Source organism: Arthrobacter sp. 05T444, from assembly GCF_056395905.1.
Map to the genome: position 1 here is coordinate 37,608 of NZ_JBFTKK010000024.1, position 20,951 is coordinate 58,558.

At 66.8% G+C, this 20,951-nt stretch carries 15 protein-coding genes; 11 read left to right on the forward strand and 4 right to left on the reverse strand.

The annotated features are described in order from the left end of the window. Positions 1 to 42 precede the first annotated feature (42 nt). On the forward strand, positions 43 to 843 hold the full coding sequence (locus tag AC1DD3_RS18780) for an IclR family transcriptional regulator (RefSeq protein ID WP_476876795.1): 801 nt from the start codon (positions 43 to 45) through the stop codon (positions 841 to 843). Between the two features lie 100 nt (positions 844 to 943). Further along, a complete protein-coding gene (locus tag AC1DD3_RS18785; RefSeq protein ID WP_230120956.1) occupies positions 944 to 2,182 on the forward strand; it encodes an NYN domain-containing protein in 1,239 nt (412 codons plus the stop codon). A gap of 120 nt (positions 2,183 to 2,302) precedes the next feature. Here AC1DD3_RS18785 and AC1DD3_RS18790 read toward each other — a convergent pair whose 3' ends face one another. From AC1DD3_RS18790 to AC1DD3_RS18800, 3 genes are all read right to left on the reverse strand, one after another. After that, a complete protein-coding gene (locus tag AC1DD3_RS18790) occupies positions 2,303 to 3,727 on the reverse strand; it encodes an HNH endonuclease signature motif containing protein (RefSeq protein ID WP_476882247.1) in 1,425 nt (474 codons plus the stop codon). 58 nt (positions 3,728 to 3,785) lie between these two features. Continuing rightward, complete coding sequence (locus AC1DD3_RS18795) at positions 3,786 to 4,661, reverse strand: aminoglycoside phosphotransferase family protein (protein ID WP_476882248.1); 876 nt, start codon at positions 4,659 to 4,661, stop codon at positions 3,786 to 3,788. A 186-nt stretch (positions 4,662 to 4,847) separates the two neighbouring features. Further along, a complete protein-coding gene (locus AC1DD3_RS18800) occupies positions 4,848 to 5,195 on the reverse strand; it encodes a CBU_0592 family membrane protein (protein ID WP_476882249.1) in 348 nt (115 codons plus the stop codon). A gap of 263 nt (positions 5,196 to 5,458) precedes the next feature. On the opposite strand from AC1DD3_RS18800, the gene AC1DD3_RS18805 reads away from it, so the two are divergent. The 7 genes from AC1DD3_RS18805 (at position 5,459) to AC1DD3_RS18835 (ending at position 15,664) form a co-directional block, all read left to right on the forward strand. Further along, a complete protein-coding gene (locus tag AC1DD3_RS18805) occupies positions 5,459 to 6,382 on the forward strand; it encodes a LysR family transcriptional regulator (RefSeq protein WP_476882250.1) in 924 nt (307 codons plus the stop codon). A 106-nt stretch (positions 6,383 to 6,488) separates the two neighbouring features. Then, positions 6,489 to 7,115 carry a TetR/AcrR family transcriptional regulator gene (locus AC1DD3_RS18810; RefSeq protein WP_230120376.1) on the forward strand — a complete coding sequence of 209 codons (627 nt, stop codon included), beginning with the start codon at positions 6,489 to 6,491 and terminating at the stop codon, positions 7,113 to 7,115. 99 nt (positions 7,116 to 7,214) lie between these two features. Further along, positions 7,215 to 8,753, forward strand: a complete 1,539-nt coding sequence (locus tag AC1DD3_RS18815) for an aldehyde dehydrogenase family protein (protein WP_230120374.1) — start codon at positions 7,215 to 7,217, stop codon at positions 8,751 to 8,753. Then, the gene (locus AC1DD3_RS18820; protein WP_476876799.1) at positions 8,754 to 10,394 is read left to right on the forward strand and encodes a GMC family oxidoreductase; all 1,641 of its coding nucleotides are present in this window, start codon (positions 8,754 to 8,756) and stop codon (positions 10,392 to 10,394) included. A 125-nt stretch (positions 10,395 to 10,519) separates the two neighbouring features. After that, entirely contained in the window at positions 10,520 to 12,106 is a 1,587-nt protein-coding gene (locus AC1DD3_RS18825) for an APC family permease (RefSeq protein ID WP_476882251.1), read from the forward strand. A gap of 148 nt (positions 12,107 to 12,254) precedes the next feature. Further along, entirely contained in the window at positions 12,255 to 12,812 is a 558-nt protein-coding gene (locus AC1DD3_RS18830; RefSeq protein ID WP_476882252.1) for a hypothetical protein, read from the forward strand. Beyond that, on the forward strand, positions 12,809 to 15,664 hold the full coding sequence (locus AC1DD3_RS18835) for an ATP-binding cassette domain-containing protein (protein WP_476882253.1): 2,856 nt from the start codon (positions 12,809 to 12,811) through the stop codon (positions 15,662 to 15,664). Before AC1DD3_RS18830 ends, AC1DD3_RS18835 begins: the two co-directional genes overlap by 4 nt. On the opposite strand, the gene metH is transcribed toward AC1DD3_RS18835, so the two are convergent. Further along, positions 15,654 to 19,304, reverse strand: coding sequence for a methionine synthase (gene metH, locus AC1DD3_RS18840; protein WP_476882254.1), 3,651 nt, complete (start codon positions 19,302 to 19,304; stop codon positions 15,654 to 15,656). The two genes, AC1DD3_RS18835 and metH, sit on opposite strands and share 11 nt — an antisense overlap. A gap of 141 nt (positions 19,305 to 19,445) precedes the next feature. On the opposite strand from metH, the gene AC1DD3_RS18845 reads away from it, so the two are divergent. Further along, on the forward strand, positions 19,446 to 19,607 hold the full coding sequence (locus AC1DD3_RS18845) for a hypothetical protein (RefSeq protein WP_476882255.1): 162 nt from the start codon (positions 19,446 to 19,448) through the stop codon (positions 19,605 to 19,607). A 230-nt stretch (positions 19,608 to 19,837) separates the two neighbouring features. Continuing rightward, positions 19,838 to 20,893 carry a LacI family DNA-binding transcriptional regulator gene (locus tag AC1DD3_RS18850; protein ID WP_476882256.1) on the forward strand — a complete coding sequence of 352 codons (1,056 nt, stop codon included), beginning with the start codon at positions 19,838 to 19,840 and terminating at the stop codon, positions 20,891 to 20,893. The last annotated feature ends 58 nt before the right edge of the window (positions 20,894 to 20,951 follow it).

Consider the following 20,951-nt stretch of genomic DNA (forward strand, 5'->3'; position numbering starts at 1 on the left):
ACAGGCCCTGTCAAGCGCAAGGAAGTTACATACAATGAAAGAATGACGGTGACTTCGACACACTCAGCCAGCTCTCCCGAGGACGGCCCGAAGTCCGGGAACATGCGCTCGCTGTCACGGGCAATGGAGCTCTACGCCGAACTGCAACGCGCGGAGCGGCCACAGCGCCTCAGTGACCTGGCCAGGGCCTGCGGCATGAGCCTGCCGACCACGCTGCGGATCCTGCGCGTCCTTCAGGATTTCGGCATGGTCAGCCAGACTGACAAGTCCTACCGGATAGGGCCGGCGGTCCTGCCTGCCGCCCGAAGCTATCTAGAGAACGACCCCCTGGTCGTGGCCGCGCGACCGATCCTTCAGCAGGTGGCCTCCCAGACCGGGCTAACGGCATCGCTGTACACGAGGCTCGGCTTCGAAAGGATCCTCGTGGCACGCGTCGACGGCGACTCGCCCCTCCGCTACGACCTGCCGCTGGGCAAGCGCCTCCCCCTCACGGTGGGGGCGGCCGGGAAGATCCTGCTGGCCTCGGTCTCGGAGGAAGAACTTCAGCAGGTGGTGTCTGCAGCCATCGCAGCCGGGCATGAAGACAGTACGTTCACGGCCGACGAGCTTCGGGCGCGCCTGCCGGAACCAGGGGTCGACTACGCCTATTCCGCCGATGAGCGGGCCACCGGCGTCTTGTCCGTAGCCGTCGCCGTGCCCAACAGGGGTGGCCGCCCCAGCGAATCCATCGCCCTGACCAGTCCCGTCGAGACAGCCAGCGAAGGCGGCCTCAATGCCGGCGTTCCGGAACTCCGGCGCGCCGCCGGCAGGCTCTCGGAACTCCTCGAAGGTTCCGTCTACTAGTACGCCTCGAGAATGCCAGCGGGGTAAGCCACGGTTCAAAGGGCGCCAAAGTGTGGGACACATCTGGTCTGTCCGCCGCTCTTGCTGGCACACTGAGCCGATGACGGAACCTCAACACCAGTCCAGGCGGCCCGGCATCCGCGCCGCGATGTTCGTTGACTTCGACAACGTCTACACGGGCCTGATGGCATTGGACCCGGCCGCGGCCAGGAGATTCGCAGAGGATCCCAAACATTGGACGGAAGCGTTGGCCGATGGCGGCGCAGGTGAGGAATCCCGGCGCTTCCTGATCCGCAATTGCTATCTCAATCCGGTGGTCTACTCCAAGTACAGGCCGTACTGGACCCGGGCGGGTTTCCGCGTGATCGATTGCCCCTCCCTCACGCAACGGGGCAAGTCCAGCACCGACATCAATCTGGTGCTGGACGCGATGGACGCCCTGTCCGGCGCGGCACAAGTCGAGCAATTCTTCATCGCGTCGGCGGATGCGGACTTCACGTCCCTGATCCAGCGGTTCCGGGCGGCTGACCGCATGACAACCGTCATTGCCGCCGGCGCCGTAGCATTCGCGTACCGGGAGATGGCCGATAACGTGGTGGAGTCCCACGACTTCGTGGCAATTCTCAACGGGACCCCGGCCGGAGTCCCCCGCATGGTGGCGTCTGCCGGACTTGGTGCACCGCTCCGCACCGCACCAGGTGTCCCAGGATCCGCGACGGCGGCGGCCGACGAGGTCCGCGCCCTGGTGCAGGCTGCGCCGGGCCCGGTCACCGGGGCGGTTGCGGCGCACAGGGCCCTGACCGCAGACCCGTCGCTCAAGACCGACTGGGGCGGCTTCGGCAAGTTCGGGGCCTGGATCGCCCAGATCGGCCAGGGCGTGCAGTACTCGTCCACGCCGTCGCCCGGCTGGGTGTGGGACGCCAAGCGGTTTTCGCCGGAGCTCTCCGCGCTGGCACCCGAGGGCCGGCCGGCGATCGAGGAGCAGGTCACCCGGGTCACTGACGTGCCGGCGCTGTCGTCCGAACAGTTCCGTCAGGTTTTCCTGTCGCTGGAGGCGAAGTTGCGCGAGCACTCGGGCAATCGCAGCGAACTGGCACGGTCCGTCCGGGACGACTGTGTTGCGGCCGGGCAGCCGGTGTCCCGCTCAGCCGTCAACTTCGTGATCCAAGGCGTGGTGTACGCGGGCGGATCCCTCCCGGACGACATGCCGGCCAGGGACCTCGCTGCCGCGTGGACAAGAAATGTTGAAGAGCTGTGCCGGCTTGCCCTCATGGAGTTCGACGACGCAGAAAAGCTCGCGCTCCGGCGCTGGGCCGGCGGCGGGCTGCTGGAGAGCTAGCCGACGGCGGGACGTCCCCGCCGCCGACATTGATTTAGCCCCGCGCTGTGGCTGCACTCTGGTGGGCACGGGTTAGGTTTTGCTGGTTGTCGACGTCAGCAAGACCGTCGAGAGTCAACCCTACGCCGCGATGAATAGTGCCCAGCCAGGCAAGGGATCCACCGGTAATGGTGGCCCGGTCTCTCCGGGACCGGCGGCACTGGCAAGTACGTGCGGCCAGTCGGGCGGTTCCCACTCCTGTTGTTCGCTGGGATAGGAGCGTCCCGCGGGTGAGATCCAGCTTGGCGGCTGGTCCCGGGTGGCGTCACCTGGCCTCCACGCTGAGGTGTGTTTGAGTCGGTGGTGCCTCCGGCACGGCTGGCCCAGGTTGGTGATGCCGGTGCCGCCTCCCTCGGACCAAGCCAGCAGATGGTCCGCTTCATTATCCAAGGAGTGGTTGTTGCAGCCGGGAAAAGGGCAGCGTCCATCCCGAAGCCGCAACCATTGGCGCATCGCCTTCGGAACCCGGTAGCTGGTGCGGCCGATCTCCAGCGGCGCTCCGCTGCCCGGATCGGTCAGCACTCGCAGGAACGATCCGGCGCCATCCGCGACCAGCCGGCGGGCCATGCTCGCCGGAATAGGACCGTACCCGTCCAGCGTGGCCGGGTCCGTCCCGGTGCCCAAGAGCGACAACACCGGAACGGTCACCATGACCTGCGCCTTGGGCGACGGGGTTCCTTCCGCCACCCCCACCAGCAGCCAGTCAGCGGCGACGTCCGCACGGAGCTGGGTCAGAGTCCGGGATTCGGTCGGCCCCTGCAGGGTACGCGCCGCTTCCGTGGCACGGGACCAAACAGCCGCTGCCACATCCGCAGTCACATAGGCCGAGAGCCAGGCCATGCCGTCCCGGTCCGGGACATATTCCAGCCGGCGGCCTTCCGCACCCCTGCGGTGGCGCGCTTCGATGCTTACGGGATGGTGCCGCTCACGCCAGCTGCGCGCTTTGGCGCGGAACCTTCCCGGCACCAGCTCCCCGGCCGGGCAGCCACGCGCTGCAAAGGGGGCTTCGGGGTCCAGGAAATGAGCCTCCAAGGCAGCAGCCGCGGCAGGGTCCAGACCCGATGTTTCATCGCACATCACCCGCGCGTGCTGCCATGAAATGCTCCCTGCCAGCAGCGCAGCGAGCGTCAGTGGCAACCCGGTGGTCAGGGTGGCTGAGTCCGCCAGTATCGCCGCTGCCGATCTCTCACTCACCGTCATGACACAGGCCACCTCTGCTGTCACTGCCATTTCCTGGGCCGTGCGCTCCTGCGGCGAAACCGCCGGGGCCGCCATGGCTGCGGCAGCGTGGGCGCATCCGGCGGCGAAGTGCACTTTCAGCGCGGCCATCATGGCTTCCATGGTGCCCGCCTCAGCCAGACCGTCCAGGCAGGCGTCCGCTTCGTCCTGAAGAAGATCAGCACCAGGCGGGGCCACGTTCCCGGCCCCGCGACCGGCAAATGCAGCCAACGCAGCAAGGGAGGCCTTCATGGCCTCCAACGTCTCCGCGACTGCTCTGCCATCCATACGCACAGCATGACAGCAGGCACTGACATTAACGCCGGCCTCGGAGTTGCAGGCAATGTCAGCTTTCCAGGATCTGCCTGATCCCGAACTTTCCGACGGCGAACATCCGCGGATTATCGTCGGAGTTGCTCAGCATGGCGGTGGACAGGATGAGAGCCCAGCCCCGGGCCCTCATCCAGGTGTCCCCTTCCACTGCGGGGCCAAAGGCGTCGATGAAGCGGCGGCGGGCGCCGGTGTCGAACATCAGCCACCCCACCGCAAGATCGACAGCAGGGTCCCCTGCCCCGACGTCGCCGAAATCGATGACCCCAGCCAGCGAGCCGTCGTCCGCCAGCAGGATATTGCCCGGGTGAAGGTCCCCGTGGAGCATCATCGCCGGACCATCCCAGGCTTTAGCAGCACAGGCCCGCGCCCACACCGCTCTCAGCGCTGCCGCCTGCGGGTAGCGTTCGCGGTCCCCGAGCCGTTCCACCACCGCAGGGTCACGGTCCGTCAGCGGCACGCCGCGGAAAGGATTCACCGGGACGCCGGTTTCGGCGGGCACGTGGAGGGACCGGAGGAAATCGGCCAGGCCTTCAGCCGCCGGCCTGCGGTCTGCCGGGCCGACATCGGCCGCGGCGGCTCCGGGGACCCACCGCACGATGCTCCACGGCCAAGGAAAGTCCGACGTCGGCCGGCCGGCATGGACGGGCACAGGAACCGCAACCGGGGAGCGGCGGGCTATGTCGGGAAGGTAGCGCCGCTCATGCAGTATCAGCGAAACGGCCTCCGCCCTGCGCGGCAGCCTCACGGCCAGGTCGTCGCCGAGCCGGAAGGTCGCGTTGTCCCAGCCATTCGCAACCCGCGCCAAAGGGCGACCGCCGAGGTCGGGCCGCTGGTCCCGGACGAGGCACTGGACGACGGCGTCACTCACTTCCACCGTTACTGGTGGCATCCCCGCCATTCAGAGATCCGCCTCCCTGTTCCTGCGATGCAATATGGTCCTCTCCCTTGTCCGAATATAGTCCAGATTCCCGAGAGCGGATGGGGCGCCTTCGCGCAGCCAGGTTTAGGCGCGAAGTCAGGCGATAAAGCGGACGACGGCGGGACTTCCCGCCGTCGTCCGCTCAGGAAAAGCTGGCTAAGTAAAGCTGGCTGCCCGAGTCACTTCAACGATGGCCAGTTGGCCGGTGGTGTCAGGGCCGCCAGGAAACTGCAGCTGCGGGGCCGCAGCAGCGGCCGCCGGCGAATCCTGTGCGGACCGCATGCGAAGAAGTGCGACCGCGGAAATGAGGAACCAGGCGATATTCGTGACCACGGACGGCCATGCTTCGTGGAAGGCGCCATTGATAATAAAGGCACAAGCACCCAGGAGATTCGCGGCCTGGAAGCCCTTGCCAGCCTTCAGCCACCCCATGGACACCGCCAGGAAAGCACTGAGAATCGCAACCGCACCTGCCCAGCCGGAAATTTCAAACAGCAGTTCCATGATGTCCTTTCAGGGGTGGTGCCCGGCTGCCATCCGCCGGGCGGAGTGGAGCTGGCGGGCTATTGGTGTGCGTTTTGGAAGAGGCCCTTGCCGACTGAATCACTGGATCAGCGTTTGCTCCGCCGTCCGCGCGAGGGCTTCATTCGCTTGGACCGCCAGTCTGGATTTCCGCTGTTGGTTTTGGCTTTCAAAAGCAATTATGAGCACGACAGGCGTGTAGTTCAATTGCATTCCTCTGAAGATGTGGTTTAGAACTACTTAACATGGATATTGATCCGCGCCGGCTGCGAGTTCTCCTTGCGATCGCCCGCACCGGCGGGGTGCTCGCCGCGGCTGACGAACTGGGAATCACGCCCTCGGCCGTGTCCCAGCAGCTCAGCAAACTAGAGGACGAGACGGGGCATGCGCTGGTGGTGCGCACACCCAAAGGCTCGGTTTTGACACCCGCCGGCATGGCCGTTGCAGAAGCCGGCGAAGAGATCGAACGCGCCCTCAGCGTCGCCCGCGCCCGGATACAGGGCGGGGCCAAGGTCGCGGGGGTGGTGCGGGTGGGCGGATTCACCAGCTTTGTTCGCACGGTGGTGATCCCGCGTTTGCCCGAGTGGCGCATCCGGTACCCGCAACTGCAGATCCGGCTGATTGAAGACGACTTCCCTGACTTGTTACGCCTGCTCCGGCAGCGCGAGCTCGACGCTGTTGTGGTCGAGCTCGATTCGATGACGGCCGGCCAACGTTCACTTTCCGCCGGAATGATCGAGGAGCCCCTGCTGGACGAGCCCTGGAAACTGGTGGTTCCCGCGGGCGCCCTGCTCACTACAGAGAACATCGACCTTGGGCATCTGCCACTTCTCTGGCTCGGTGTCGACTCCTCAGCCGCCAACGCTGCGGTGCTCGGCCGGCTCCGTCAGTCCATCGGTGCCCAGATGGAGACGGTGCATCAATATCAGGAAACGCTGACCGCACTGGCACTGGTCGCGGCGGGGGAGGGTGTCGCCATCGTACCCACCTTGGCATTGAGCGGCGTCAGCCATGACGGGGTGGACGTCCTGGACGTCCCTGGACTGGGCACGCGACGCATCGTCCTGCGACGGTTCGACCGCCGGCGGTCAGCCAGCATGCCCGTGGACACCGTCGCGCGCCTTCTACGGGAATCGGCAGCGGCGTTCGACACGCGGTCGACGTCCTGACCGCCTACAACTTTTCGTGCCTTTTGGCGTGTGGACGGGACTTCGAAGCAAGGTCATGCGACCCCGGAAAGTGCACTCGTTACGGGTTAGGCAATAGTCTGGCCAGATGGGGACCAATGCCGTGAACTCCGGCGAACAAATGGACAGGCAGTCGCGCATTCTCGAGGCGGCGCTGGATCTGCTGTCCCGCCATGGGATTTCGGGTGTGAGCATGCGGGCCGTGGCCCGCGAAGCCGGCGTCGCGCTCGGCCTGGTGAACTACTACTACGACGACAAGACGAGCCTGATACGGGCAGCCCTGCGCCGGGTCGACGAACACGACCTTCTGCTCGTGGCGCCCGACCCGTCGTCAGACCCGGAGCAACAGCTGCGCCAGGCCCTGCGGCGAGTGGCAGCCGCTGATCTGCTGACCACCCGCTATCTGTCCCTGCGCCTGCACCTTTGGGCCCTCGCCCAGGCGGACGAGGGCTATGCACAGATCAACGCCGAGGCCTTCGACCGCTATCTCGACGGCCTCGCTGCGCTGGTTTCCAACGCCCAACCCCATCTTTCATGGGAGGCATGCAGGGAGCGGGCGGCTGACATTGTCGTCATCCAAAACGGCATGTGGCTGACGGCGCTTCTCGGCGTTGATGAGGCCTCCATCCAGCGAAGCATCGCCCGGACGGAGCAAATCGCCTTCGCGCCGCTTCAGGACCGCACCATCAAGGATCACCGGCTTCACGAGTCCTGAACCACCGGCAACCGGGCAGAGTGAGCTCCATAAGCAGCATTGAACAACTGTTCAAGAAAAGTATTGAACACTCGTTCAATGTGCAGTACTGTCCCTCGTATGACTTACGCCACACCAGCCCATGACGTCGTTCGGATCGCAAGAACCGAGACAGCATCGACCCTGTTCATCAACGGCGCATGGGAGCCAGCCGCCTCCGGCGCTGTGCGCGCAATCCGCAACCCCGCCGACGGCGAGTCGGTGGCCACAGTGTCCGAGGCCGGCAGGGAGGACGCCGAACGCGCCATCGCCGCAGCCCGTGCAGCCTTCGACTCCGGCGTCTGGTCCTCCGTGCCGGCACCCGAGCGCGGCACCTTCCTGCTCAAGGTCGCCGCCGGACTACGCGAACGCCGTGAAAAGTTCGCCCGCGCCGAGTCGCTGGACACAGGCAAGCGAATGGTCGAAAGCCGCATCGACATGGACGACATTGCCGCCTGCTTCGAGTATTTCGGCAGGCTCGCCGGGCAGCAGGCGGGCCGCATGGTCGACGCCGGGAACCCCACGGTCGTCAGCAAAATCGTGTACGAACCCGTGGGCGTCTGCGGCCTGATCACCCCGTGGAACTACCCCCTGCTCCAGGCGGCGTGGAAGATCGCGCCCGCGCTGGCCGCCGGCTGCACCTTCGTCCTCAAGCCCTCCGAGCTGACCCCGTCCACCAGCATCCTGGCAATGCAGCTGCTGCACGACCTTGGCCTGCCCGACGGCGTCGCCAACCTCGTGACCGGCCCCGGCGCGGAGGCGGGCGCCCCGCTCTCCGAACACCCCGCCGTCGACCTCGTCTCCTTCACGGGCGGGCTGGAAACCGGCAAGCGCATCGCGGCGGCCGCCGCCGGCACCGTCAAGAAGGTGGCACTGGAGCTTGGCGGCAAGAACCCCAACGTGGTGTTCGCGGACGCGGACTTCGACGCCGCCGTCGACAATGCCCTGAACGGCGCGTTCGTCCACTCCGGGCAGGTCTGCTCCGCGGGGGCGCGGCTGGTGGTGGAGGAATCGATCGCCGAACGCTTCGTGGACGAGCTGGTCCGCCGTGCCCGGGACATCCGGCTGGGCGGCCCCTTTGACGACGCCGCCGAAACCGGGCCGCTGATTTCCGCGGCCCACCGCGACAAAGTCCACGCCTATGTCCAGCGCGGCATCCAGGAGGGTGCGCGGCTGCGGACCGGCGGTGCGGCGCCGCAAGGAGAAAAGTACGACGGCGGTTTCTACTACCAGCCCACCATCCTGGACCGTGTCCAGAGGGGAATGTCGGTGGTGGTGGACGAGGCTTTCGGCCCGGTGGTCACCGTGGAGACGTTCCGCACCGAGGACGAGGCCGTGGTCACTGCCAACGACACCATTTACGGGTTGGCCGGCGCGGTCTGGACCCAGGATGCCGGCAAGGCGCAGCGCGTGGCATCCCGGCTGCGGCACGGCACCATCTGGATCAACGACTACCACCCCTACCTCCCCCAGGCCGAGTGGGGCGGCTTCGGCCAGTCCGGTGTCGGCCGCGAGCTGGGCCCCACGGGCCTGGCCGAATACCAGGAAGCCAAGCACATCTACCAGAACACCAGCCCGCAGGTAACCGGCTGGTTTGCTGACCACGGCAAGGAGAACTAGATGCACTACGACAACATCGACGACGTCACCGAGCGCGGGTTCGACTACGTCGTGATCGGCGGCGGATCCGCGGGTGCCGCCGTCGCCGCCCGGCTGAGCGAGGATCCAGACGTGACCGTGGCCCTCGTGGAGGCCGGCCCGGATGACCGCAACCTGCCCGAAATCCTGCAGCTGGACCGCTGGATGGAGCTGCTGGAGTCCGGCTACGACTGGGACTATCCGGTGGAACCGCAGGAGAACGGCAACTCCTTCATGCGCCACGCGCGCGCCAAGGTGATGGGCGGCTGTTCCAGCCACAACTCCTGCATCGCCTTCTGGGCACCCCGGGAGGACCTGGACGAATGGGAGTCCAAGTACGGTGCCACCGGCTGGAACGCCGACGCTGCCTGGCCCCTCTACAAACGGCTGGAAACCAATGAGGATGCCGGGCCGGACGCACCCCACCACGGGGACTCAGGGCCCGTGCACCTGATGAACGTGCCCCCGGTGGATCCTGCCGGCGTCGCGCTCCTGGACGCCTGCCAACAGACGGGCATCCCCCGCACAAAGTTCAACACCGGCACCACCGTGATCAACGGCGCCAACTTCTTCCAGATCAACCGCCGCGCGGACGGCACCCGGTCGTCCAGCTCGGTCTCCTACATCCACCCGATCGTCGACCGCGACAACTTCACACTGCTCACAGGCCTCCGCGCCCGCCAGCTGGTGTTCGACGCGGACAAGCGCTGCACCGGCGTGGACGTGGTGGACTCCGCGTTCGGCCGGACCCACCGGCTCTCCGCGCACCGCGAGGTCATCCTTTCCACCGGTGCCATCGACTCCCCTAAACTGCTGATGCTCTCCGGCATCGGCCCGGCAGCGCACCTGGCCCAGCACGGCATCGAGGTGCTGGTGGACTCCCCCGGCGTGGGCGAAAACCTGCAGGACCACCCCGAAGGCGTGGTCCAGTTCGAGGCCAGGCAGCCCATGGTGCAAACGTCCACCCAATGGTGGGAGATCGGCATCTTCACCCCCACCGAGGACGGCCTGGACCGCCCGGACCTGATGATGCACTACGGTTCCGTCCCGTTCGACATGAACACCCTGCGGCACGGCTACCCCACCACGGAGAACGGCTTCAGCCTCACCCCGAACGTCACGCACGCCCGCTCCCGCGGCACCGTCAGGCTGCGCAGCCGCGATTTCCGCGACAAGCCCATGGTGGATCCGCGCTATTTCACGGATCCCGAAGGCCACGACATGCGGGTCATGGTGGCCGGCGTCCGCAAGGCCCGCGAAATCGCCGCCCAGCCCGCCATGGCCGAATGGACCGGCCGCGAGCTATCCCCCGGCGTCGAGGCGCAGACGGACGAGGAGCTGCGGGAGTACATCCGCAAGACCCACAACACCGTGTACCACCCGGTGGGCACGGTCCGGATGGGCCCGGCCGACGACGGGATGTCACCGCTGGATCCCGAGCTGCGGGTCAAGGGCGTCACCGGTCTGCGCGTGGCGGATGCCTCCGTGATGCCTGAACACGTCACCGTCAACCCCAACATCACCGTCATGATGATCGGCGAGCGCTGCGCCGAGCTCATCCGCACCGGCCACACCGGTGGCGCTGTAAGGAAAGAGGTGGAGCTCAGTCCGTCCTTCGCCTGAGAGGCAAGTTCCGGAGGCTATTGATTTCACCCGCATCCAATGGCGGCCGCGGGTTGCATCGAGCGTACTTTTCTGACTTAGGAGTTCACATTTTGGAACCCAGCAAGAGTATTGATTCAAGCGGCATGGACGAATTTGGCTACACCCAGACCCTGGACCGGAGCATCGGCAAGTTTGCCAGCTTCGCCGCAGGCGTCAGCTACATCTCCATCCTCACCGGCGTCTTCCAACTGTTCTATTTTGGTTTTTCCATGGCCGGCCCGGCGTACGCCTGGTCCTGGCCCATCGTCTTCGTCGGCCAGCTGATGGTGGCGCTCTGTTTCGCCGAGCTGGCCGGCCGCTACCCCGTTGCGGGATCGGTCTACAACTGGGCCAAGCGCCTCGCGTCGGGGACCTCGTCCTGGCTGGCGGGCTGGCTGCTCCTGCTCTCCTCCATCATGGCGCTCGGATCCGTGGCGCTGGCCCTGCAGATCACCCTGCCGCAGCTCTGGTCCGGCTTCCAGTTCGTCGGTGACGGCACCGGCCCCTACGACTTCGCCATGAATGGCGTGGTGCTGGCCACCATCATGATCACCATCTCCACCCTCATCAACGCGTTCGGCGTGAAGCTGATGACCAGAATCAACAGCATCGGCGTCTTCGTGGAGCTGACCGCGGCCGTCCTGCTGATCCTCGCGCTGGCCTGGCATGTTGTGCGCGGCCCGGAGGTCTTTTTCGAAACCAACGGCTTCGGCGAGGGCCACGATCTCGGCTTCTTCGGCGTCTTCCTGATCGGCGCCATGGCGTCCGGCTACGTCATGTACGGCTTCGACACCGCCAGCTCGCTCGGGGAGGAAACGAAGGACCCCAAGCGCACGGCACCCAAGGCCATCCTGCGCGCCGTCACTGCCTCGTTCCTGCTGGGCGGGCTGATCCTGCTCTTCGGCATCCTGGCCGCACCGGACCTGGGCGACCCGCAGGTGGGGGCTGCCGACGGCGGCCTCCAGCACATCGTGCTCTCCGTTCTGGGTGGACCATTCGGCAAGGCGTTCCTGGCATGCATCGTGGTTGCCGTGGTGGTCTGCACGCTGGCCGTCCACGCCGCTGCCATCCGCATGATGTTCGCCATGGCCCGGGACAACAACCTGCCGTTCAGCCGGCAGCTCAGCAAGGTGGATCCGGTCCGCAGGACCCCGAAGGTCGCGGCGATCGTGATCGGTGTCATGGCCGTGATCCCGCTGCTGGTCAACGTCATGCAGCCGGCCATCTTCACCATCCTGTCCAGCATCAGCATCGTCCTGATCTACCTGTCCTACCTCCTGGTGACGGTTCCCCTGCTGCGCAAGCGGCTCCTGAAGCAGTGGCCGCTGCGGGATGAGCAGTCCGAAGCCGGATTCAGTACCGGCAAATGGGGACTGCCGGTGAACATCCTGGCGGTCCTCTGGGGCGGGGCCATGACCCTGAACCTCATCTGGCCGAGGCCGGAGATCTACAACTCGGTGCCGCCGTTCGAGTGGTACCTGCAGTGGGGCGGCGTGATCTTCGTGGCCGCCGTGATCATTGGCGGGACCCTGCTCTACCGCCTGAAGATCCGCCACCAGACCGGGGTGCTGGCCGAGCACGCCGCGGCAGTCGCAGCACATCCGTCGTCGGGCGCCGCGCAGTACGGCGCCGCTCAGTACGAAGCCCCGGAGGATGCGCCGGCGGTGAAGATGGCCGCGTCGGAAGCTTAGTAACGCCCCCGGAAGGGTCGACGACGGCACTCACCTGAGCGCCGTCGTCGGCCCTTTTGCGTCGGTGGCCCACGCGCATATGAGAGACCTAACGTCACACAACGCGACGGCATCCGGATCCGGACATGCAACGCCCTACCCTTGACACGTGACTTTGACTAAGATCCGCACCGCCGCCGCGAGCTCCCTCGCCGCCGCAGGTCTCCTGTTTACCCTCGCCGCCTGTTCCACGCCGGTCGCCACCCAGCCAACTACCTCTGCCCCGGCGTCGACGGCAACGGCTTCATCCAGCGCCGCAGCCGGACCCTGCGCCGGCGTGAAGGTCATCGTCGATTCAGGCGCCCTGAAGCAGGCTGCCGCTGACACATCCGTTTGCGTGCCCGTCGACGCGGCGACTCCCGCTTCCAAGGTGCTCGAGGAGGCAAAGGTGAAGACTGAGGGCACTGCCCAATATCCCAAGGAACTGGTTTGCCGCGTGAACGGTGTGCCCGCCGCGGACTTCGACATCGCCCACAAGGGCGGCACGTACCGGGAAGACTGCGGCAAGATGCCCGCCGCCTTCGCCTACTGGGCTCTCTGGGTGAAGCCGGCCTCCGGCGCCTGGGCATACGCGCAGGAAGGCCTCGCCACCCTGAAGGTGAGCCCCGGCCAGAGCCTCGAGCTGCTTTACACGGTGGACGGCGCACCGGCCGCACCCGCGGCATGACCTTTCGACCCGCGCCGTTACGCGCAGCGGCGGCTCTCGCCGCCGTCTTCATCGCGGCGCGGGTCATCTACCGCATCCTTTTCAACGGGGCCGGCATTGGTGAGCCGGTCCTGTTCAGTCTGCCGGCGGTGCCGCTGCCCGCCCCGTACGCCCATGTGGTCCTCCTCGGTCCGGTAACGGCGCCTGGCCTGCGGGAGGCGGTCCTGTCCGCCCTGCCGATTGCCGGGATGATCCTCGGTTTCGGCCTGCTCAACGCTTGGGTGGACGTGGCCCGCGGTTTCGTGCACCTGGCCCGCGGCGGCCCCCTGCAGGGATTGGCCCGGACGCTCGTGGTGGCCTGGGCGGCACTCCCGGCGCTCTCCGACGCCGTGGCCTCCGTACGCCTGGCCTTTCGGTTGCGGGGCGAACGCTTCGGACCCCGCGCCCTTGTGCCCGTGCTCGAGCGCACCCTTGAGCACGCCGGCCGGGTTGCCGCGGCCCTGGAGTTGCGCGGCTTCGGGAGCCGGGCAGCCCATCAACCCGGCCGCGGTACCGAGGCACCGCTTCTGGTCCGGGACGCACAGTTCCGCATCGGCGACGCGCAGGTGCGCGTCGCCGGGTTCACGCCGTCGAGCGGGTCAATAACGGTCATTACCGGGCCGACGGGCTCCGGCAAGTCCACCATCCTGCGAGGCATCGCCGGCCTGCTCTCACACGTTGACGGTGGAGAAATTTCCGGCACCGTTAGCATCGCCGGAACGGACCGTGCCACTGCGCCGCCCCGCGATACCGCCCGCGTCGTCGGCGTCGTATTACAGAATCCCCGCGCCGCCTTCGCCACCACTCGGGTCCGGGACGAAATCGCCCTCGCACTTGAGCTGCGCGGCATGACATCCACGACCGCCAAGGCCCGGGTCCTGGAGGTCGCGCAGCATATCGGAGTGTCGGCGCTGCTGGACCGGAATGTCAGCACCCTCTCGGCGGGTGAGGCAACGCTCGTGGCCATTGCCGCCGCGGTGGTGGAGCATCCGGCCCTGCTCCTGGTTGACGAGCCACTGGCCGACCTTGACACCGCGGCACGCGGACACGTCATCGCCGTGCTCAACGCCCTCGCCCGCGACGACGGTGTCTGCGTCATCGTGGCGGAGCACCGGGCGGAGCGGCTCGTCCCGGTTGCCGACTCGTGGTGGACCATCGACGACGGCGCCCTGGTGCCGGGTGCTGCACCATCCGCTTCCCCGACGGTTGCGCATCCAACGCCCGTTGCAGATACCGGGCACGTGCCCGTCCTGACTGCGACAAATCTCGCGGTGCACCGCAAGGGCACGTCGCTCGTGCGCGACGCATCCCTGACCCTGCACCGATGTGAAGTGGTGGCCCTGGTGGGGCCGAACGGGGCCGGAAAGTCGTCCCTCCTTGTGGCGCTCGCACTGGGTGAGGGTACAGCCGGTGAAGGCACTGTCGACGGCGGAACGGTCGACGGCGGCCGCGTCGCCCTCGTCCCGGACGCCTCGGATGACCTCTTCACCAGGGATACGGTGGCAGCAGAGCTCCTCGCGGCGGATCGGCGCCTTACGCGCCGAAAGAACGGCGGACAGCCCACGCTTTGCGCCGCGGCATCTCGTCTTGCCCGTTTGCGGGGAGACGTCCGGATTCCCATTGGACATGAGCATCCGCGGGATCTCTCTGCAGGAGAGCGCAGGATCCTTGCCATCGCGCTGCAGACCATGGACGACCCCCAGGTACTCCTGATCGATGAGCCCACTCGCGGACTCGATCCTGCGGCGCGCACAGCAGTGTCGGCAGCGCTGCGGGCGGCAGCGGACGACGGAGCGGCGGTCTTGATCGCCACCCACGACCTCGACTTTGCCCACGGCCTCGGCGCCCGGATCCTGCAGATGAGTGACGGCGTCGTGCCCTCTTCTGTGCCGGCCAATGCACCTGAACCGCCCCTCCCGCTTTCCCGGCAAGCGGGTACCGGACCAAGGCCGCGGGCCATCGAACCAGCAGACTCCCCGGGAGCGGAAAGACGGCGCCGCATCCGGATGCCGCGGGGCGTCGAGCTGGCAGTTCTCGCAGCTGCAAACCTTCTGGCTCTCGCAGCATTCTGCTGGCCTTTGCTGGCGGCGGCCCTTCCGGAGGATGCCGCCGCGGCCCTCCCGTACGCGGCGCTGGCCATTGCGCCGCTCGCCGCCGTCGCCGTCGTTGTCTGCATGGACGGGTCGGTCCGTTCCGCACACACGGTGGCGTTGCTCGGCGTCCTGGCCGCCGTAGGTTCCGCGGTGCGGGTGGCGAGCACCGGCGTCGGCGGCGTGGAGGCAGTCTTTATCCTGCTGATCTTGGCCGGCCGGGCGTTCGGTGCCCGTTTCGGCATGCTCCTCGGCGCCGCCACCATCGCCCTCTCAAGCGCCTTGTGGGGTGGCATCGGGCCGTGGACACCGTTCCAGATCTTCGCCTGCGCGTGGGTGGGCGCGGGGGCCGGCTTGCTTCCCCGGCGGGTGCGGGGCAAAGCCGAACTGTGGATGCTGTGCGGCTACGGCATCCTGGCGTCCTACCTGTTCGGCCTGCTGACCAACCTGTGGTTCTGGCCCTTCGCGGTGGGCGCCGGCACCGGCATCTCCTACGTGCCGGGCGCGCCGCTGGGCACCAACCTCAGCAGCTTCCTGCTCTACTCGCTGGTGACGTCGACGGCGGGCTGGGACACCTTGCGTGCCATCACCACGATCGTCGGAATCGCCGTCGTGGGGCGGGCCATTCTCGCCGCACTCCGGCGAGTGAAGCCGGTCTCCAGCCTGGACAGGCAGGCCGGGCAGGCTCATTCCACCCAGGCTCCATCGACGCAGGGCAGGGACCGACACCAACTCACACCTTGAAGTACTTCGCCTCCGGGTGGTGGAACACGAACGCATCGGTGGACTGTTCGGGGTGCAGCATCAGCTCATCGCTCAGGACCACGCCCATCCGCTCGGGACGCAGCAGTTCCGTTACCTTGCGGCGGTCCTCCATGTCCGGGCACGCGGGGTAGCCGAGCGAGAACCGCGCACCGCGGTAGTCGAGCTTGAACAGGCCGGCCTTGTCCTTCGGCTCCTCGGCCGCAAAACCGAGCTCCGAGCGGATGCGTGCATGCCAGAATTCCGCGAGCGCCTCGGTGAGCTGCATGACCAGGCCGTTGAGCTCGTAGTAGTCGCGGTAGTGGTCGCCGGCGAAGAGCTTGGCAGTCACCTGGTCGACATTGCCGCCGGCGGTGACCAGCTGCACCGGCAGGACGTCCACCTGCCCCGATTCGCGCGAGCGCACGAAGTCGGCGAGGCACAGGTGCCGGTCGCGGCGCTGGCGCGGGAAGTCGAACCGCAGCCGCTCGGTGCCGAGCGGACCGCCTGAGCCGCCGTCGGGGGCGAGCAGGCCTGCGGTGCCGAGGACGCCGTCGCGGTCCTCCCCGTGGTGCAGCACCACCACCTGTTCCCCCTCGGAAACCACCGGGAAGTAGCCGTACGCGACGGACGCGTCAAGCATTCCCTCGCCGAGGATGCGGTCCATCCAGTACCGCAGGCGGGGCCGGCCCTCGCGTTCCACCAGTTCCTCATAGGAGGCGCCGTCCTCGCCGCGGCCCGGCTTGAGCCCCCACTGCCCCATGAACGTGGCGCGCTCGTCGAGGAACGCCCCGAAGTCGTGGAGCGAGACTCCGCGCACGATGCGGGTGCCCCAAAACGGCGGCGAAGGCACGTGATTGTCGGCGGCGACGTCGGAACGGCCGGGCATAGCCTCCGGCTCAGTCAGGGTGAGCGTCCCGCCCTTTCGGTGGATCCGCTTCTTCAGCGCGGGCAGGCCCGCCTCTGCAGGGTCGGCGCCGCGGGCCACCTGCACCAGCGGCTCCATGAGGGACAGGCCCTCGAAGGCGTCCTTCGCGTAGCGGACCTCTCCCTCAAACTGCCCCGCCAGGTCCTGCTCGACGTAGGCGCGGGTGAGGGCTGCGCCGCCGAGGATGATCGGCCACTTCTTGGCCAGGCCACGGGACTGCAGCTCCGCAAGGTTCTCCTTCATCACGACGGTGGACTTCACGAGCAGGCCGGACATGCCGATCACGTCCGCGTTGTGTTCCTCGGCCGCGGCGATGATGTCGGCGATCGGCTGCTTGATGCCGAGGTTGATCACTTTGTAGCCGTTGTTGGTGAGGATGATGTCCACCAGGTTCTTGCCGATGTCATGCACATCGCCGCGCACCGTGGCGATCACCATGGTGCCCTTGCCCGAGGCATCCGATTTCTCCATGTGCGGCTCGAGCAGCGCCACCGCGGTCTTCATCACCTCGGCGGATTGCAGCACGAAGGGCAGCTGCATCTCGCCGGCTCCGAAGCGCTCGCCCACCACCTTCATGCCCTCGAGCAGGTAGTCGTTGATGATGCCGAGCGGGGTCATGCCCTCGGCGCGGGCCAGGTCCAGGTCCTCTTCAAGGCCCTTTCCTTCGCCGTCGATGATGCGCCGCTCCAGGCGCTCGCCGGTGGGCAGCGCCGCGAGTTCTGCGGCGCGCTGGTCCTTCAGCGCTGCGGTGTCGACGCCGGCGAACAGGTCCAGCATGCTGGCCAGCGGGTCGTACGTGAGGTTGCCGTCGGCGTCGTATTCGCGGCGGTCCCAGACGAGGTCCAGGGCCACCTTGCGCTGTTCCTCCGGCAGTGAAGCGAGCGGCACGATCTTGGCGGCGTCGATGATGCCGCTGGTCAGGCCGGCCTGCACGGCCTCGTGCAGGAACACCGAGTTCAAGGCCATGCGCGCTGCCGGGTTCAGGCCGAAGGACACGTTGGAGACGCCGAGTGTTGTGTTGATGCCGGGGTACTTCGCGGTGATCTGGCGGATGGCTTCGATGGTTTCGATGGCGTCCCGGCGGGTTTCTTCCTGGCCGGTGGCGATGGGGAAGGTCAGGGCGTCGACGATGATGTCCTCGACGCGCATCCCCCATTCGCCCACCAGGGCGTCGACGAGGCGCGAGGCGATGGCCACCTTGCCCTCGGTGGTGCGTGCCTGGCCGTGCTCGTCGATGGTCAGGGCGATCACGGCGGTGCCGTGTTCCTTCACCAGCGGCATGATGCGCGCGAAGCGGCTGTTCGGGCCGTCGCCGTCCTCATAGTTGACGGAGTTGACCACCGGGCGTCCGCCGATGTGTTCGAGCCCGGCCTGCAGGACGGGCGGTTCGGTGGAGTCGATGACGAGCGGGAGCGTGGAGGCCGACGCGAATCGTGAGACGACCTCCTTGATGTCGGCCACGCCGTCGCGCCCCACGTAGTCGATGCAGACGTCGAGTAGGTGCGCGCCCACACGGACCTGCTCGCGGGCGATGTCGACGCAGTCGTCCCAGCGCTCTTCGAGCATCGCCTGGCGGAACGCCTTCGAACCGTTCGCGTTGGTGCGCTCGCCAATGGCGAGGTACGCGGACTCCTGGTCGAAATTCACATGGTGGTAGAGGGAAGCGATGCCCGCTTCACGCTCGGTGGGAACGCGGCTGCCGTCGGCGCCCCTCCCGCCGCTGGTGACAGCGGCGCTGGCGCGCAAGGGCGCAAGACGTTCGACGACGGCGGCCATGTGCTCCGGCGTCGTACCGCAACATCCGCCCACCAGGCCCAGGCCGAATTCCCGCACGAACTGCTCGTGCGCGGTGGCGAGTTCGGTGGGTGAGAGCGGATAGTGCGCGCCGTTGGCACCGAGGACGGGCAGGCCGGCGTTGGGCATGCAGGCGATTGCCACGGAGGACTGCTTCGCCAGGTGGCGCAGGTGCTCGCTCATCTCGTCCGGCCCGGTGGCGCAGTTCAGGCCGATGGCGTCGACGCCGAGCGGCTCGAGCGCGGTGAGGGCCGCGCCGATCTCGGATCCCATCAGCATGGTTCCGGTGGTTTCGACGGTCACCTCGACGAAGATCGGGAGCCGGATGCCGCGGGACACGATCGCCTGCTTGCAGCCGTTGACCGCGGCTTTGGTCTGAAGGAGGTCCTGGCTGGTTTCGATGAGGAAGGCATCCGCTCCCCCGTCGATGAGGCCCTCGGCCTGCAGGGCGAAGGTCTGCTTGAGGTAGTCGTAGGTGGTGTGGCCGAGGCTGGGGAGCTTGGTGCCCGGCCCCATGGAGCCCAGGACCCAGCGCATCCGTCCGTCTGCTTTTTCTGCTGCTTCCGCACGTTCGCGGGCGATCTCCGCGCCCTTGCGCGCAAGCTCTTCGATCCGGTCGTCGATGCCGTAGTCCGAGAGGTTGGACCAGTTGGCGCCGAAGGTGTTGGTTTCGACTGCATCGATGCCCACCGCGAAGTAGGCGTCATGAATGTCCGCGAGGACATCCGGCCGAGTGGCGTTGAGGATCTCGTTGCAGCCTTCCAGCCCCAGGAAGTCGTCCTCGAGCGACAGCTCGCGCCCCTGCAGCATGGTGCCCATCGCCCCATCGGCAATGACGAGCCGGTGGTTCACGGCATCCAGCAGCTCCTGCGAACGGACGGGGCGGGGAACGGACTCAATATCAAGCGCAAAACGAGGCATCTAAACAGACTACGGCGGGGCTCGAAACATTGCGCCGTGTTTTCCATGTACTACGACGGCGAGTGGTGGGCCGGGAGGTGCTGCTCTGCTTCCCGCGCCACAGCGTCACAGCGTCACGGCGGAATTCGACACCCTGCCAGCATGAGCACTCGTGATACGTTTGCGCCGATCGGCGACCTTCCGCGGATCAGACGCCCGGCCAACTCCGCCTTGATCGCCGCGGACATTGGCTCCTTGGCGCAAGTTGCTGCATGCAGCCGCAGCCAATTGCCCGCCATGCAGGGTGGGAACCGCATCGGTTAGGGCACGTGGAGGAATCCCGGGAGGCGCCGATAACCGGTCTTCCGTAAAGCTCCCGGGCTGAACGGGCCCCCAGCTTGCTTTCAGCCCCCGCTGCGGCCTGTGCGGCCTTCGTGAATGACGGCTTCTTGACGTGTGCGCATAATCACATTATCGTTGACCCTAATCCTTTAGGTAACGCGAACGAGATTTCGCCGACCCTTCCCCTAAACGATTAGGAGGCGATCCATCAAGTGGCAAAGAAACCCACGTTGCGGGACCTGAGCGAAGTGACGGGCCTGTCTTCCTACACGGTTTCCCGGGCGTTGAGCAACGGCGCGGATGTCTCGGACGCGAGCCGGAAGCTCGTGTTGAAGGCGGCCCGGGAGCTTGGTTACGTTCCGCACCGCGCTGCGCAGGAACTCCGCAAGAAAACGCGCAGTTCCATCGCCGTCATTACGGCGAGTACCTCGAACTACTACTACCTGGACCTCATGAAGGGCATCCAGCGGGTCCTGCGCGGATCCAACCGCAATGCCGTCGTGGCAGACATCGCCGCGGAGGGCGTCTACACGGCCGAGGTGGAAGATGCCACTGTTCAGGACCTGATCCAGTCGCGGACTGCCGGCATCATCACGACACTGACGTTGAGCACGGAAAACATCAAACTCCTCGAAAGCTGGGACATCCCGGTGGTGTTCGTGGACTCGGCACCACCGGTGGACGCGACTCGAGTTCCGAGCATCCTGACCGACAACTTTGCGGCCAGCATGAAAGCCGGAGCACACCTGGCCCAGCACGGCTATACGGACTGGCTTTTCCTGGCCTATCCGGGCCGCTGGTCCACCCGTGCAGAGCGGGAGCGCGGCCTTCGCGAGGCTGCCGCCAAGCACGGCGCTTCACTTCGGGTGCTGGAGACCGAAAACGACTCCGAATCGGCGCATCGGTCGCTATGGGCCTACCTGGATGCTTCCGGACAGGCCCTGCCGAGGGCGATCATTGCGGGAAACAACCCCCTGCTCCACGGTGTCCTCACCGTGCTCCAGCAACGCGGGATCGCTGTTCCCGATCAGGTGGCACTCATTGCCTTTGACGAATTTGCCTGGGCCCCCTTGCTGGATCCGCCGCTGACGGTGGTGGATGAGGACAGCGAATCCATCGGCGTTCTCGCCGCCCAGACGCTGACCCGAATCCTTGACGGACAAATCGATGCCGAACGGCGCGGTGTGCCTCCTACACCCGACTACCGCCCCGAGGACCGGCGGGAGGTGAGCGCCGACCTGATCGTGCGGCGGTCCTGCGGCTGCTGAGGCAAACCTGGTTCGACAAAAGATGACCCCGACGACGGTAATCATGGTCACGCCGAAC

What these genes read in the sequence shown, in the direction of transcription:
- AC1DD3_RS18780 (WP_476876795.1), top strand. Translation starts at nt 43, where the DNA reads ATGACGGTGACTTCGACACACTCAGCCAGCTCTCCCGAGGACGGCCCG.
- AC1DD3_RS18785 (WP_230120956.1), top strand. Translation starts at nt 944, where the DNA reads ATGACGGAACCTCAACACCAGTCCAGGCGGCCCGGCATCCGCGCCGCG.
- AC1DD3_RS18790 (WP_476882247.1), bottom strand. Translation starts at nt 3,727, where the DNA reads ATGGATGGCAGAGCAGTCGCGGAGACGTTGGAGGCCATGAAGGCCTCC.
- AC1DD3_RS18795 (WP_476882248.1), bottom strand. Translation starts at nt 4,661, where the DNA reads ATGCCACCAGTAACGGTGGAAGTGAGTGACGCCGTCGTCCAGTGCCTC.
- AC1DD3_RS18800 (WP_476882249.1), bottom strand. Translation starts at nt 5,195, where the DNA reads ATGGAACTGCTGTTTGAAATTTCCGGCTGGGCAGGTGCGGTTGCGATT.
- AC1DD3_RS18805 (WP_476882250.1), top strand. Translation starts at nt 5,459, where the DNA reads ATGGATATTGATCCGCGCCGGCTGCGAGTTCTCCTTGCGATCGCCCGC.
- AC1DD3_RS18810 (WP_230120376.1), top strand. Translation starts at nt 6,489, where the DNA reads ATGGGGACCAATGCCGTGAACTCCGGCGAACAAATGGACAGGCAGTCG.
- AC1DD3_RS18815 (WP_230120374.1), top strand. Translation starts at nt 7,215, where the DNA reads ATGACTTACGCCACACCAGCCCATGACGTCGTTCGGATCGCAAGAACC.
- AC1DD3_RS18820 (WP_476876799.1), top strand. Translation starts at nt 8,754, where the DNA reads ATGCACTACGACAACATCGACGACGTCACCGAGCGCGGGTTCGACTAC.
- AC1DD3_RS18825 (WP_476882251.1), top strand. Translation starts at nt 10,520, where the DNA reads ATGGACGAATTTGGCTACACCCAGACCCTGGACCGGAGCATCGGCAAG.
- AC1DD3_RS18835 (WP_476882253.1), top strand. Translation starts at nt 12,809, where the DNA reads ATGACCTTTCGACCCGCGCCGTTACGCGCAGCGGCGGCTCTCGCCGCC.
- metH (WP_476882254.1), bottom strand. Translation starts at nt 19,304, where the DNA reads ATGCCTCGTTTTGCGCTTGATATTGAGTCCGTTCCCCGCCCCGTCCGT.
- AC1DD3_RS18845 (WP_476882255.1), top strand. Translation starts at nt 19,446, where the DNA reads ATGAGCACTCGTGATACGTTTGCGCCGATCGGCGACCTTCCGCGGATC.